This is a genomic window from Nocardioides sp. NPDC127503, assembly GCF_040302165.1.
Lineage (GTDB): Bacteria > Actinomycetota > Actinomycetes > Propionibacteriales > Nocardioidaceae > Nocardioides.
This window is the reverse complement of record NZ_JBEORH010000016.1, coordinates 40,217-53,174: the sequence shown is the minus strand read 5'-3', so window position 1 is coordinate 53,174 and position 12,958 is coordinate 40,217. Positions and strand designations below refer to the sequence as shown.

Genomic DNA, 12,958 nt, shown 5'->3' with positions numbered 1-12,958 from the left:
GCAGCAGCCGCCGGGGCCTTTCTCGTTCCGGCCAGGTAGGCCTAGAAGAACCAGTGCTCGGGGTCGTGCCCGTGCGGGGTGACGTCTGCGAAGCGTCCGCCATGGAACCCGAGGGCATCTCCCTCGCGGGAGCAGACACCCCTGACAGCCCCGAAGACGACCGTGTGATCGCCCGCATCGACCACCCGTTCGACGTCGCAGTCGAGGTGGGCCAGCGCGCTCGGTACGACGGGCACTCGGTGCCCGTCGTACTCCAGGCCCAGTCCGGCGAAGTGGTCCTCCCCCCGCTGGGCGAAGCGCAGGGCGATGGGCTGCTGTCGCGACGCGAGGATGTTCACCGCGAACCGCCCGGCGGACGTGACCGCCTCCGCGCTGCGGGCTCCGTGGTTTAAACAAACCAGGAGCAGCGGCGGATCGAGCGAGACCGATGTCAGCGAGTTAACGGTCATCCCGTGCGGGACGCCGTCGTGCTCGGTCGTGATGACGGCGACGCCGGTGGCGAAGCGCCCCATGGTCTGCCGCATCGCCATCGAGTCGACCAGGGATGCGGTCATCGTCCCCATCTCCCTCAGTCCTCGGCCCGGGCGTGATAGCGGACCTCGTAGGTGGTCACGCCCTCGTCGGTGCGCCATGGGCCGTGTGGCATGCCCGGTGGGCGGCAGGCGAACTCGCCCGCCACGAAGGTCCGGTCCAACGAGAGGTCGTGGAACGAGCCCTCGATGATGTAGACCTCCTCCCAGAACTCGTGCTTCTGCACGCCCAGCTCGGTGGAGTCGGCCCCGGGCTCATAGCGCAGGATGCGGGTGGCGGTGCCGCCGATGGGGTCGGTCGCGAGGATCCGCTCCTTGATCAGCGGGTTGTCCCCCGGGCACAGGGTGTAGTCGATGTCGGTGATCGCGGTGAACTCGATCTCGGGCTTGCTCATGCGGTGACCTCCTCGGTGATGGCGGCGAGCTCGGTGACGCCGTACGACGCCAGGAACTCCTCGACGGACGCGAGCGGCCCGTCGTAGTCGAAGTTGCGGAACGCGTAGCCCTTCACGACGAAGGGGGCGCCGGAGTAGAAGAGCTCGTACTGCTGATGACGGCCGGCGAACTCGCTGCCGATCGCGTCCCAGGCCAGCTTGAACAGCTTCACCCGGTCGATCGAGGAGAGGCCGGGGCTGCTGACGTAACGCTCCATGTCGTCGCGGGTGGCCTCCTCGACGAGCTCGTGCACGCTCGAGGGGACCTGCAGGACGCCACCGCCGACGAGGTCGCGCAGGATGCCGATGACGCGCGGGTGGATCTCAGCCTGGAGACCCATCGCACCGTAGAGCGCCTGGGCGCCAGGGCGGATCAGGCCTTGCGCATCGGTCGTCGCTGTGAACTGGGCGGAGTTGACGCCGGACTCGACGACCGAGACCAGGCTGGCCAGCTCGCCGAGCTTCTCGACGACACCGGGGAACTTGTCGACGCCGTTGACGGCCGCGACCTTGCGGGCGATGCCGGCGAGGAACTTCAGCTTGGTGGCGAACCGGATCTGGGCCTGGAAGTTGCCGAGGACGTGAGCTGCGGTCTCGAAGAACTGCTTGCGGAGACCGACGACGTCCTTGTAGACGAAGACGTTCTCCCACGGGATGAACACGTTATCGAAGACGAGCAGCGCGTCGGTCTCGTCGAAGCGGGAGCTGAGCGGGTAGTCGTACTCGCTCGTCACGCCCGGCGCGTAGGGACGGCGGCAGTAGAGGCTAAGGCCGTCAGCATTGACCGGGACCGTGAAGCTGACCGCGAAGTCGGCATCCTCGGCCTGAAGGGGCTTGATGCACGACACCAGGATCTCGTCGGCGACCGCGCCACCGGTGGCCAGCATCTGGGCACCGCGGACGACGATGCCGTCCTCGCGCTCCTCCTTGACGCCGACCTGGATGAAGTCGCCCTCCCAGGCGTGCGCGGTCGTGGCCCGCGAGACCTGCGGCGGGATGATCGCGTACGAAACGTACAGATCGTTCTCGACGACGCGGCGGTGGAAGGCGAGCACGTTGTCGGCCAGACCACGCTCGGTCGCGAATGCTTCCGGGTGGGCCGAGAACGCGGCCACGAAGGCGCCGACATGGTCGGGCGAGCGTCCCACCCAGCCGTGGGTGTGGTCGGCCCAGACCTGGGCCGCGTCGCGCCAGGACTGCAGGTCCTCGGGGCTGCGGGGCGCGAGGAAGAGGCGGTTGACCGGGCGGTCGGTCGCTTCGTCGTGGACCTGCATCCCGTTGGCGGGATCGACAGCGAGGTCGAGCAGGGCGCCGATGGTGCTGGCGATCGGCGCGAAGGCCGGGTCACTGGCGACGTGCTCGACGGGCTTGCCGTCGATGATGACGCGGCGGCCGTCGTCGAGGGAGGCGAGGTAGTCGGTGCTGGTACGCATCAGTTGCTCCTGACAGAGACGGTGTAGGTGAGTTCGATGGGTGCGTGGCCGGGGACCTCGAGCTGCATGCGCCAGTCCCGGCCGTAGCGGAAGGTGCCGTCGATCAGCGGCCGGGTGCCGCCGAAGAGGACCAGGGCGACGTCGGCGCTGCCGCCGATCTGGTCCCACTCGGCCAGAACCTGGGTGATCGGGAGCATCGAGGCGAGGGTGCCCTCCTGGTAGAGGTCGCCGTCGACCCAGCTACGGACGACGATGGCGTCCCAGTCGACGAGGGCAGGCGGGTCACCGAGCTCGATGAGGGTGGAGGCGATCGGCTTGGGGCAGGCGGCCTTCGAGAGCTGGATGCCGACGGTCTCCATCTCTCGGTCGGTGTGGTCCGAGCCGACGGTCAGGTAGTAGGTGCCGTTGGCCCGAATGAGCACCGGCTCGACCTCGCCGGAGGTCTCGGCGCCGCCGACCTCGATGTGGCCGGCGGTGGTCAGTCGGTCGACGTCGAGCGGGTAGAAGGCCGGAACCGTCTCCGGCTCCGGCACGCCGATCGCGGCGAGCTCGTCGATGTGGTGGCGGACCGCCTCCTGGTCGCGGCCGGTGTATCCGGCGACGACGAGGTGGGTGGCTGCGATCTCGACGTCGACACCGTCGGTGGTGCCGAGCCGGAGGCGCGTCGCGGTCGTGCTCATGCGTACTCCTTCATCTGGGTGGGCGTTGATCGGGGCGTGGCTGGCCAGCGGCGGTCGGCCAGGGCGGGAAACTCAGCGCGGAACCGGCTCGGCAGGCCGGGGTCGATTCCTGCGTACGTGAAGCCCTCGTCGGCGCCGGCCTCGACGAGGACCTCGCCGGTTGGCGCGATCACGCGACTGTGCCCACCGAGGGCGACGCCCTGCTGCTCACCGACCGCGTTGCAGGCGATCAGGTTGACCTGCTGCTCGACGGCGCGCACGGAGGTGAACAAGCGCCAATGCTCGAGGCGAGCTGCGGGCCAGGCGGCGCAGACGACCACCTGCTCCGCGCCCTCGTCGACCAGGCACCGGAAGAGCTCGGGAAAGCGCAGGTCGTAACACGTCGTGATTCCGGTGGTGGGACCCGCTGCCGGGCCGACGCCGAGGCCATCGCCCGGCGTCAGCAGCTCCGACTCGCGGGAGCCGTAGCCGAACAGGTGGACCTTGCGGTATCGAGCAACGACCCTGCCGTCAGGGGCGACGACGACGGAGGTGTTGTGCAACCGACCCTCGGCGTCGACCTCGACGAAGCTACCGAGGTGCACGAACAGCTGGAGCGAAGCGGCCCAGCCTCGAGCTGCGGAGAGAGTCGGGCCCTCGAAAGGCTCGGCGCGCTCGGCGTACTGCTCGAAGGAGAAGTAGCCGGCTGTCCACATCTCCGGCAGGACCAGCAGATCGACGTCGTGCAAGGCACGCTCGGCGCGGACCGTACGGTCGACGCGGGCAAGTCGGTCTTCGACCGATTCACGGTCCGGACTGGCGAGCTGGAGGAGCGACATCTGCATGCCCCAACGATCTTGTGATCGGGGCCACACCCGATATCGGAAAGACGCCGTCGCGCACTCGGGATTGCGCGAGGAGGTTGGTCAGCGACGTTCAGCGAGAACGGCGGAGGGGGTGACGCCGTAACGGCTGCGGAACGCGGTGCCGAACTCGCCGAGGTGGAAGAAACCGCAGCTGTAGGCGACATCGGTCACCGACAGCCCGGGAGCGCCGCCGGCCAGCAGGGCGTGCGCACGCTCGAGCCGCTGGGAACGCAGCCACTGCACCGGGGTGGTCCCGAGCTCACGCCGGAAGCCAGCCTGAAGGCTACGTACGCTCATACCGCTCGCCCCCGCCACCGCCGTGACGGTCACCGGATCGCCAAGCCTGTCGAGCATGAAGTCCATCGCCTGCCGCAAGCGCGGCGACACCGGCCGGGCACGCTCTGGATCGGCGGAAGTCCGGTTGTTCGGCTGCGCGAGAAGCAGGGTTTCGATGATCACCTGCTCGAGCTGCCACAGTAGCTGCGGACGATGCTCGACCGTGGCCGAGTCGACAAGACTGACGGCCGACTCCAGCAAGCCGTCGAGGCTGATGACACTCTCGGCCAGGGCGACATCGAAGTGGACCGGTCCGACCTCCCCAGTCAGCGCGGCCGCCACCGACTCGACCCGGGCCCGGTCGAGACGCACGATCACCTGGTCCCACTCCGCGTCGAACGCGAACTCGAACTCCCGGTGCGGACCGATGATGACACCGCGTCCCGGGGTCGCCAGCACCTCCGCGCCTCCGTAACGGAAGACGCCCGCGCCAGCGACCGGGAGGGTCAGGAGGTAGTCGTCGAGGACCCCGTCGCCAGAACTGACCGTGACCTCGGCCCCGTAGCGCAGCAGATTCACCGACGCGTCCTGCAGCGGGACGTGGGTCAGGGTCGTCGCGAGCTGCGCCCCACCCTGGCGGACCGCAAGGGAGTGGGGGCGCAGAGCACCGGTGCACGCCTCGATGACCTGGTCGGCGTCCTCGGTCTCCGACAGCACCGCGCGTCCGCGATCCGCCGTCAGGCGCGCCAATGCGGGAACTCCCATGGCACCTCCCGGCAATCTGGTCAGACGGACCTCGAGTCGACACCTCGAATCCACCGATCATGGCTCGCCCGTCCCGACGTCGTCAACGACAGGTGAGTCAAGAACGGGCGCCCGGCGCCTCCACCGAGATCTGCCAGCCAGTCGTCGACCTCACTGAGGCGGGAGCGGAGCTCGCGGCCAACGCACGGAAATCTCACGAGAACCGCTGAGTCAGGATGTGGGCTGACCGGCGGCGTTGGTGGACGCAGAGGGACTCGAACCCCCGACATCCTCCGTGTAAGTCAGATGCGGGAAGCGGTGCCCTACTCCCCCCACCCTTACGCCCACTGGCTTTTCGTCATGGATGTTCATGGCTCTTCGGGGCCGTTTCGAGTGCTCTGGGAACACCACGGGGGCATCGCTGGGAGTCCGTATCGCGGGGGCGGAGCGTCACCCATTCCAGCACCTGGCCCCCTTGGCGGGGGTTCGGGGGCTTGCCCCTGACGTACGAGAGCCTACGCCTGGTCGACTCGTCGAGGGCTGGAGTGCCTACGCCGCTACGGCTGCCCCCGCCCTCGTCATCGGCGATAGGACCCGGTCGCAGGCATGGCTGAGTCCGGACGGCTTCGGTTATCGCTTCACGAGGTACACGACAAGCGCGACGACTGCGATGGTGATGGCGGCGACGATCGCGAGGCCGACGACGATGAGCAGGAGCGCATCCATGGGGCGGAACGGTAGCGGCTCGACGGGATCGAAGTTGTCGTAACGGCCGATCGGGTCGGGCAACTTGCCCGGCGGCCGAGGCTGTGAAGACGATCGGTCGTCCCACACTCCGGGTTCACGATCTCCGCCACACCTGCGCCTCACTCTGGCTGGGTGCCGACGCTGACCCGAAGGTGCTGCAGCGCATCCTGGGGCACGCCTCAGCAGCCATGACGATGGACCTCTATGGCCACCTGATCGACGACAACCTCTGGGACTCGGCCAAGCGGCTCGGGGGCATCCTGGGGGCATCTGAGCCCGACGAGGAGGCCGGAGAGGATGAGGACGGTGACGAAACAGGGTCCTGACCTGGCGAAACAAGGTGGTGGACGCAGAGGGACTCGAACCCCCGACATCCTCCTTGTAAGGGAGGCGCTCTACCAACTGAGCTATGCGTCCGAAGCGCCCCAAGAGTACGCGATCAGGGGCGGGCCAGAGAAACCGGGCCGTAAATGGAAGTTGAGCCGCTGACGTCTCGGGTCATCAGCGGCTCAACAACTCAAGACTAGATCCCACCCAGGGCATAGGAAAAGCCATGTAACCAGGCTGTTAACGGACCTTTGATGACCCGTAAACTACTTCCCCCATACCGCCGCGTGGAGCTGCCGGAGATGCTCGTCGAGGTCGCGGCCGTCGGCGTTGTCGTTGTGTACGGCCCACCGCACGACGCCCGACTTGTCGATGATGTAGGAGGACCGTCGCGGGGCGCCGGTGCGGTCGTTGAAGACGTCGTAGGCCTGGGTGACCTCGCCGTGCGGCCAGAAGTCGGAGAGCACCGAGAAGTTGAGCCGGTCGGTGTCGGCGAACTGCCGCATCGCGTACACCGGGTCGCACGAGATCGCCAGGACCTCGGTGTCGAAGGTGACGAATTCGTCGAGCCGGTCGCGCAGGCCGCTCATCTCACCGGTGCACACGCCGGAGAAGGCGAACGGGAAGAAGAAGATCGCGACCGCCTTCTTGCCGTGGAAGTCGGAGAGCGTGACGTCGGCGCCGAACTGGTCGCGGAGCGTGAAGTCCGGAGCCGGTCCACCGATCTCGAGTCCACTCACTGCTCTGCCACCTTCTCGCCGTTCGATCCTGCCGCCTCGATGTCCCAGGTGGCCAGCTCGCGCCGGAGTACCTTGCCGGTCGCGTTGCGCGGCAGAGCGTCGGTCACGACGATCTCGCGCGGCACCTTGAAGCGAGCCAGATTCTCCTTGACCCAGTCCTTCAATGCCGCATCGACGTCGTCCTCGGCCTCAGGGACCAGCACCACAAACCCGCGCAGCCGCTTGCCGAAGTCGGCGTCGTCGACCCCGACACAGGCAGCGTCAGCGACGAGCGGGTGACGGATGAGGCAGTCCTCGACCTCCTGCGGGAAGACGTTCTCGCCGCCAGAGACGATCATGTCGTCGTCGCGACCCTCGACGTAGAGTCGGCCGTCGGGACCGAACCGCCCGACGTCGCCGGTCGCCATCAGACCGTCGATGACCTCCTTGCCGCCGCCGCTGATGTAGCCCTCGAAGAGGAGCCCGTTGCCGACGAAGATCCGGCCGGCCTCACCATCGGGCACCGGGACGCCGTCGCCGTCGAGGATCCGCATCTGGGTGCCCCAGGGCACCTTGCCGGCCGAGGTCGGCGCCTCGCGCAGGTCGACCGGGTCGGCGATCGAGGCGTAGGAGACCTCGGTCGAGCCGTAGACGTTGTAGAGGCTGTCGCCGAACCGGTCCATCCACTCCAGGGCCAGGTCGCCGGGCAGTGCCGAGCCTGAGGACGCGACGGCCTTCAGCCGGGAGGCGATCCCCTCCAGGTCGTACGCAGCCAGGGTCTCCTCCGGCAGCGACAGGATCCGCTGCATCATGACCGGGATGACCACGAGCGAGTCGGCCTGGGTCTCTTCCAACGTCGCCAGCGCGTCCTCCGGGTCGAACCGGCGGCGCAGGATCATGGTGGTGCCGAGCAGTTCGGCGAAGAGCAGGTGGGCGAGCCCCCACGTGTGGAAGAGCGGCGCGGCGATGAAGCACCGCCACCCGTCCTTCATCGGCATCCGCGACATCAGCGCGACGGCGGCGTCGAACCCTGCCTCCGGACGCGGCGCCGACTTGGGCGCCCCCGTCGTGCCGGAGGTGAGGATCACGATCCGGCCGTGCCGCTTCGGCGGCTGCACCGGCCGCGCGTCGCCGGTGACCAGCGACTCGAGGGTCTCCGCGCTTCGCGCGGTTACTCCCTCGCTCGGCGCGAGCGGACGAGCAAGCTCGCCGCTCGACCTCGCTCCGGTCGTCTCACCAGGATCCGCGGAGTCGACCCACGCGACCAGGCGCTCGGCCGAGGTCGCCGAGGACAGCAGCCCGGTGAACTCCTCGTCGTGGATGATCAGGGCGGGCTTGTCCCGCTCCAGCACCCCGACGAGCTGCGGACCGGCGAAGGCGGTGTTGAGGTAGAGGACATCGGCGCCCAGCTTCGCCACCGCCAGGGTCGCGTCGACGAAACCGCGGTGGTTGCGGCACATGATCGCGACCCCGTCGCCCTCACCGATCCCCCGGGCCGCCAGGGCCCGGGCGATCGCGTTGGAGCGGCGGTCGAGGTCGGCGTACGTCAACGATCCGAGCTCATCGATGAGCGCGGTGCGTCGCGGGTAGCGGTGGGCGAGGCCGATGAATCCTCCGGCCGGCCCGGTGCCCCAGCGCGCGAGCGCCAGACCGGTCCGTGCGAGCCCGAGAGGGTTGACCGGCCGGACGATGCCGGAGCCGGCCAGGATCATCGCCGCGGATCCGGCGGTGCGCGCCTTGGCAGCCGTAGTCGAGAACACCGTTGGGAGTCTAGCCAGGCTCACACTAGGTCTCCTGTGGGTGTCCAGCGGTCCCTAGAATCGCCGGCATCAGACCGGAGTCTTCGGCGCCAGCAGACGCGTCGCGGCCCAGTCCTTGCTCACAGATGCGGTGGTGGTCTGGGACAGTCCGGCGATCGGCGCGGCCTCGGCGATGTCGGCCGGGTCGACCGCACCAGGGCGGCCCACCTTCGGCGTCAGCAACCAGATGACGCCACCTCCGACAAGGTCGGTCAGCGCGTCGACGAGACCGTCGACGAGGTCGCCGTCGTCGTCGCGCCACCACAGCAGCACGGCGTCGACCACGTTGCCGTAGTCGCCGTCGACCAGGTCCGCGTCGACGGAATCTTCGATGGCGACCCGCAGCTCGTCATCAGTATCGTTGTCCCAGCCCAGTTCCTGGATGACCATGCCGGACTTGAGGCCCAGCCGGTCCGCAGGCCCTGTGGCTGCGGTCGAGCTCACGTGTCGTTCCTCCAAAAGCTTGATGTCCACGCCGCTTGCATGAACTTGGTTGGTGGTAGTCCAGCGGAGAACGCTGGTCCACGCAACCCCACTCGCCTGTCATTCGCTAGATAACGGCGTGTCGGACGCCCCTCAGGCCCTCGGATCGAGCAGATGGAGCAGTACGTTGCGATCCTGCGCCGTCCCTGCTGACGGGTGCTCGGCGAGGCGGATCTTCGGTCCCTGCCAGTCGTTGGCGGACAGCTCACGAGAGAGCGAGGCGAGATGGCCGACCTCCTCGATCGACCCGCTCCAGCGCGCCGGACCGGCGTGGTCGAGCATCGTGGTGGCGATGGTGAGCACGTCCCCGTCGGAGATGAGCTCCACGATCCGGCCCTGCTGCGGCCAGTCGATCAGAGACGGAGCGGTGACCTCCCACCAGGAGCCGCGAGGCTTCACCGACGTACGATGCGTGTGCCCGTTGAGCCAGAGCACGGCGCTCTCATGGCGTGAGACGGTCTGCTCGACCTCGTCGCTGAGCACCCGCCGCTTGCCGCCGGCGCCGCCCATGTCGTTGACCAGCGAGGCCACGTCGTGGTGGCTGGCGATCACCGCGAGCCGCTCGTCGTAGTCGGTGGAGGCGAGCACCGCGTCGAGCCAGTCCAGCTGCTCGGCGTCGATCGACCCCTGGAAGCCGCCGGCCGGGTTGACCGTGTCGAGGACGACGAAGGTGACCTCGTCGTTGACGTCGTAGCGGTAGTACGGATTTCCGCCCGCGTGGAAGCCGTGGCCCGGCGGCTTCGCCTCGTCGTGCACGTGGGAGTCGACGAACTCCTGCAGCGTGGTCTGCCGACGGCGCCGGTCGGGAGTCACCTCGTACGGCTCGAGCTCGGCCAGCATCCCGAGCGCCACCGGGTCACCGGAGATCAGCCCGGCGATGAGCTTCGCCTTGGCCTCGTCGGTCCAGTGCTCGGGCATGGCGATCGCCTTCAGATCGCCGACCGCGATCTCACCGATGGCGGAGGTGCCCGGCACGGTGCCCTGCAGCAGCCCGTCGTGGTTGCCGTTGACGGCCAGCCACGGCACCTCCAACCCGGGTGAGTCGATCGCCTTGCGCACGGCCTTGAGCAGCCCTGGGACGAGCGGGAAGCCGTGGTCCCCTCGGCGCATGTCGTACGTCTCGCCCTGGGGGTGCCAGAAGCGCTTGTCGGGCAGGTCGGCGACGCCCTCGTAGTGCAGCATGTCGCCGGAGTCGGGAGTCAGCCGGCCGCCGTCGAGCAGCGTCAGATACCAGTCGAGCTCGTTGTACTGCCCGTTGTCGGTGTTGTCGCCGGTCGCGATCGCCAGGTCGAGCGGGCCACCGCCGATGGGGCCCTCGGTGATCTCGTTGACCGCCTCGACCATCGCCGCGCCGACCTGCGCGGTCAGCAGCTCCTGGGCCCGGTACGTCCCGATCTCGTCGATCAGCTCGCGGGTCGTCGCGTCGGGGTCCATGAGCCGGTCCAGGACCTCGACCCGAGCCGGCGACTGGTGGTCGCAGATGTGCATGTCGGACAGGTGCGCGACGGTCAGCACCGGGTCGCCCAGCTCCTCAGGCCTCCGGGCCAGATCGGTGCGCGAGACGTGGCGCTCCTGCGGGCCTTCGGCCAGACGTACGTAGTTGCCCTTCCGGCCACCCGCGACGATCCGACCGCTCTCGCTCGTGACACCCATCTAAGCCGCCTCTTCTCCCTCAGGACCGGCCGCCGCGGTCCGGGGGCGAACGATACTCCCAGGCGCCAGGTCTCCGCGGTCCCGACCGGGTAGAGAATGTCCGTGTGATCGACCGGGCGGAACCAGATCGAGGGGAACAGCTGCGATCCCAGTTGCTCCGTGCCTTCCCCTCGGTTGCACTTTCGGCCGCTCATCACGCCGTCGACCTGGTTCCACCAGCCGAGTTCTCGTCCCCGGGCCTGATCCAAGAGACCAACAACGCCGAGTGGCCCGAGGTCACGATTCACGGCGAGCATCTCGAGATTCCGAACCGGATCTACAACGTCTTTCCAGCAGGCGCGTTCGAGCGCCTCACACCGCCGAGCCGAGCAGCTGCGGGCTGCATCTATACCCGGCACCCCGACGGACGAACCCGACAGCGCGCCCTCGGCCTCGCGTTGAGCGCGGATATGGACTGGTGCGCGCCCTTCGTCGTGCAACTGCTCGGCGAGTACGTCGTCGAGATCTGCATCGACATCGAGGAGTTCCTGGCTGACGGGGCGATGACCTATCCGAACGTGGCCCGTGGGCTCCAGCACTTCGCTGGGTCCAACCCGGCTTTCATCGCGCTCACACGAGCGCGCGCGACGAGCTATTGGTCGGAGTACTACCGGACCGACTTCCCGCACATCAACACGTATCCCGCGATCCGTGCGCTCGACCAGATCACGCGGCAAGCGTGAGTGGTGGAGCGAGGTCGTTGCTCACATCGATCGTGCCGACTGGGCTGACGACGTACTCGTAGCCATGGGGGCTGCGCCATCGGTAGGTGCCTGCTCGGATCCGGTGGTAGCGCCAGCCGTAGTGGGTCTTCATCCGATGGTGTTGTCGGCACAGCGGAGTGAGGTTGTGGCTGCTGGTCGGACCGCCGTCGGCGTGGGCGACTCGATGGTCAAGGTCGCAGTGCTCAGCGCGCGCCTGGCAGTAGGGGAAGGAGCACTTCTGGTGGATCAGTGCGGCCTGACGCCGCTGCCGGGCGGTCGGGACATAGCCGGCGGCCTCGATGGCTTCGGCGAGGTCGACCACGATGATCGGCTTGACGACCGTGCCGGGGGTGGTGGCCCACTGCTCGAGGCGTTCGATGCTGGCCAGACCACGAGTGTTTCTGAGACCCACCAGGCCGGTTCCGGCTAGTTCGCGTGTGTCGGTGTGGATGACCAGCTCGACCACCCGGGCCGCTCCGGGGACGCCGTCGAGGGAACCTGAGTTGTAGGCCCGCCCGAGCACCCCGAGCGCCGCGGCCCGTCGTACGTCCAGGCTTGCATCGGCGTAGCCGTCCTGGTCGAGGAGACCGTGCGCGATCGCGGCAATGGCCTGCTCCAGATCCAGCGCGTCCGCAGCGTCGAGGACCGCGTCGACATAGCCCAGCGCCAGGACCGCCTGTCCTTGTTCGGCACCTGCGCCGACGAAGGGGGTCGTCTGGTTGGTCGTGATGGTCACCGAGCGATGTTCGACCGCGTCAGTTTCGGCGATCGCAGCGGCGAGGTCGGGTTCGAACAGCGCGGCCGCCTGAGTGACCTCGCGCTCCAACTGGACCGGACCCATCTTGTGAGCATGAGGACCGACCTGCTTGTCGACCCAGGCCACAGCCTCGGCATCGAGGTGCCGGGTCAGGTCAGCGATCCGTCGAGCCCGCCACACCAACAGCGACCCGTCCAGGATCCGCGCCCAGACATGCCTGAGCCGGTAGCGCAGCTCGACCGCGTCCCCGAGGAACTTCTTGCCCGCCTGGGTCGATCGGCCCCACACAGCCGCGAACTCCACCGCCGCGGCCTCCGACACTAGCGGCGCCCCGGGGCCGGCCAGGGGCAGCATCCGGTCCCCGAACGTATCCGCATCCAGCCGCGCAGACTCCTCAAGCGAGTCGACCGAATGCAGCGCCGCGAACCTGGCGGCAGCGATCAACACATCCCGATCAGCCTGCTCCGCGATCGCCCGAGACGTACGCACCGCAGCCAGCAAACTGCCTGTCGTGTCGCCCGGGTCGAGGAGTGCTTCCATGACCCATATTTTACCAGAGCACAGTGCACCTGAGAACCGTATTTCCCCAGGTCAGATGGCACATTGACGCCATTCCCAGTCCCTGGAATGGCGCAGATACGTCAACCGACGAAGAAGCCACCAACCAGCGCCGGCGGGCGCCGGCACCCAACCCAAACCGAAGCCCGACAGGGCTGGCCGCCGACCCGATAGCCAGCCAAGTTTTTCTCGATTGTCCCCGGTGTCAAGGACCGCGAAGCGGCCGGCGA

At 68.1% G+C, this 12,958-nt stretch carries 13 protein-coding genes and 1 tRNA gene; 2 read left to right on the top strand and 12 right to left on the bottom strand.

The window, feature by feature from the left end:
• Positions 1–41 precede the first annotated feature (41 nt).
• The 6 genes from ABTW65_RS27280 to ABTW65_RS27255 form a co-directional block, all read right to left on the bottom strand.
• Positions 42–554 (bottom strand): flavin reductase family protein, encoded by a 513-nt coding sequence (locus ABTW65_RS27280; protein ID WP_350666036.1) that lies wholly within the window; start codon positions 552–554, stop codon positions 42–44.
• A 14-nt stretch (positions 555–568) separates the two neighbouring features.
• On the bottom strand, positions 569–925 hold the full coding sequence (locus ABTW65_RS27275; RefSeq protein WP_350666035.1) for a cupin domain-containing protein: 357 nt from the start codon (positions 923–925) through the stop codon (positions 569–571).
• Positions 922–2,397 (bottom strand): 4-hydroxyphenylacetate 3-hydroxylase family protein, encoded by a 1,476-nt coding sequence (locus ABTW65_RS27270; RefSeq protein WP_350666033.1) that lies wholly within the window; start codon positions 2,395–2,397, stop codon positions 922–924. Before ABTW65_RS27270 ends, ABTW65_RS27275 begins: the two co-directional genes overlap by 4 nt.
• Positions 2,397–3,077: a DUF2848 family protein gene (locus tag ABTW65_RS27265; protein ID WP_350666031.1), complete on the bottom strand. Its 681-nt coding sequence runs from the start codon at positions 3,075–3,077 to the stop codon at positions 2,397–2,399. Before ABTW65_RS27265 ends, ABTW65_RS27270 begins: the two co-directional genes overlap by 1 nt.
• Positions 3,074–3,901: a carbon-nitrogen family hydrolase gene (locus ABTW65_RS27260; protein WP_350666029.1), complete on the bottom strand. Its 828-nt coding sequence runs from the start codon at positions 3,899–3,901 to the stop codon at positions 3,074–3,076. The genes ABTW65_RS27265 and ABTW65_RS27260 overlap by 4 nt, the downstream gene beginning before the upstream one ends.
• A gap of 81 nt (positions 3,902–3,982) precedes the next feature.
• Positions 3,983–4,963: an AraC family transcriptional regulator gene (locus ABTW65_RS27255; protein WP_350666027.1), complete on the bottom strand. Its 981-nt coding sequence runs from the start codon at positions 4,961–4,963 to the stop codon at positions 3,983–3,985.
• A gap of 788 nt (positions 4,964–5,751) precedes the next feature.
• On the opposite strand from ABTW65_RS27255, the gene ABTW65_RS27250 reads away from it, so the two are divergent.
• Positions 5,752–6,015 (top strand): tyrosine-type recombinase/integrase, encoded by a 264-nt coding sequence (locus ABTW65_RS27250; RefSeq protein ID WP_350666025.1) that lies wholly within the window; start codon positions 5,752–5,754, stop codon positions 6,013–6,015.
• 15 nt (positions 6,016–6,030) lie between these two features.
• Here the strand turns inward: ABTW65_RS27250 and ABTW65_RS27245 are convergent.
• From ABTW65_RS27245 to ABTW65_RS27225, 5 genes are all read right to left on the bottom strand, one after another.
• Positions 6,031–6,106: transfer RNA gene (locus ABTW65_RS27245), tRNA-Val, on the bottom strand.
• Between the two features lie 176 nt (positions 6,107–6,282).
• On the bottom strand, positions 6,283–6,756 hold the full coding sequence (locus tag ABTW65_RS27240; RefSeq protein ID WP_350666023.1) for a peroxiredoxin: 474 nt from the start codon (positions 6,754–6,756) through the stop codon (positions 6,283–6,285).
• Positions 6,753–8,495: an AMP-binding protein gene (locus ABTW65_RS27235; RefSeq protein ID WP_350666021.1), complete on the bottom strand. Its 1,743-nt coding sequence runs from the start codon at positions 8,493–8,495 to the stop codon at positions 6,753–6,755. Before ABTW65_RS27235 ends, ABTW65_RS27240 begins: the two co-directional genes overlap by 4 nt.
• A 69-nt stretch (positions 8,496–8,564) precedes the next feature.
• Positions 8,565–8,978 (bottom strand): DUF3052 domain-containing protein, encoded by a 414-nt coding sequence (locus ABTW65_RS27230; RefSeq protein ID WP_008358178.1) that lies wholly within the window; start codon positions 8,976–8,978, stop codon positions 8,565–8,567.
• A 132-nt stretch (positions 8,979–9,110) separates the two neighbouring features.
• Positions 9,111–10,670 carry a TIGR03767 family metallophosphoesterase gene (locus tag ABTW65_RS27225; protein ID WP_350666019.1) on the bottom strand — a complete coding sequence of 520 codons (1,560 nt, stop codon included), beginning with the start codon at positions 10,668–10,670 and terminating at the stop codon, positions 9,111–9,113.
• A gap of 104 nt (positions 10,671–10,774) precedes the next feature.
• Here ABTW65_RS27225 and ABTW65_RS27220 point away from each other — a divergent pair, with 104 nt between their 5' ends.
• Complete coding sequence (locus tag ABTW65_RS27220) at positions 10,775–11,392, top strand: hypothetical protein (RefSeq protein WP_350666017.1); 618 nt, start codon at positions 10,775–10,777, stop codon at positions 11,390–11,392.
• Here the strand turns inward: ABTW65_RS27220 and ABTW65_RS27215 are convergent.
• Positions 11,376–12,710: an HNH endonuclease signature motif containing protein gene (locus ABTW65_RS27215; protein ID WP_350666015.1), complete on the bottom strand. Its 1,335-nt coding sequence runs from the start codon at positions 12,708–12,710 to the stop codon at positions 11,376–11,378. The genes ABTW65_RS27220 and ABTW65_RS27215 overlap by 17 nt on opposite strands.
• Positions 12,711–12,958 lie beyond the last annotated feature (248 nt).

What these genes read in the sequence shown, in the direction of transcription:
- ABTW65_RS27280 (WP_350666036.1), bottom strand. Translation starts at nt 554, where the DNA reads ATGACCGCATCCCTGGTCGACTCGATGGCGATGCGGCAGACCATGGGG.
- ABTW65_RS27275 (WP_350666035.1), bottom strand. Translation starts at nt 925, where the DNA reads ATGAGCAAGCCCGAGATCGAGTTCACCGCGATCACCGACATCGACTAC.
- ABTW65_RS27270 (WP_350666033.1), bottom strand. Translation starts at nt 2,397, where the DNA reads ATGCGTACCAGCACCGACTACCTCGCCTCCCTCGACGACGGCCGCCGC.
- ABTW65_RS27265 (WP_350666031.1), bottom strand. Translation starts at nt 3,077, where the DNA reads ATGAGCACGACCGCGACGCGCCTCCGGCTCGGCACCACCGACGGTGTC.
- ABTW65_RS27260 (WP_350666029.1), bottom strand. Translation starts at nt 3,901, where the DNA reads ATGCAGATGTCGCTCCTCCAGCTCGCCAGTCCGGACCGTGAATCGGTC.
- ABTW65_RS27255 (WP_350666027.1), bottom strand. Translation starts at nt 4,963, where the DNA reads ATGGGAGTTCCCGCATTGGCGCGCCTGACGGCGGATCGCGGACGCGCG.
- ABTW65_RS27225 (WP_350666019.1), bottom strand. Translation starts at nt 10,670, where the DNA reads ATGGGTGTCACGAGCGAGAGCGGTCGGATCGTCGCGGGTGGCCGGAAG.
- ABTW65_RS27215 (WP_350666015.1), bottom strand. Translation starts at nt 12,710, where the DNA reads ATGGAAGCACTCCTCGACCCGGGCGACACGACAGGCAGTTTGCTGGCT.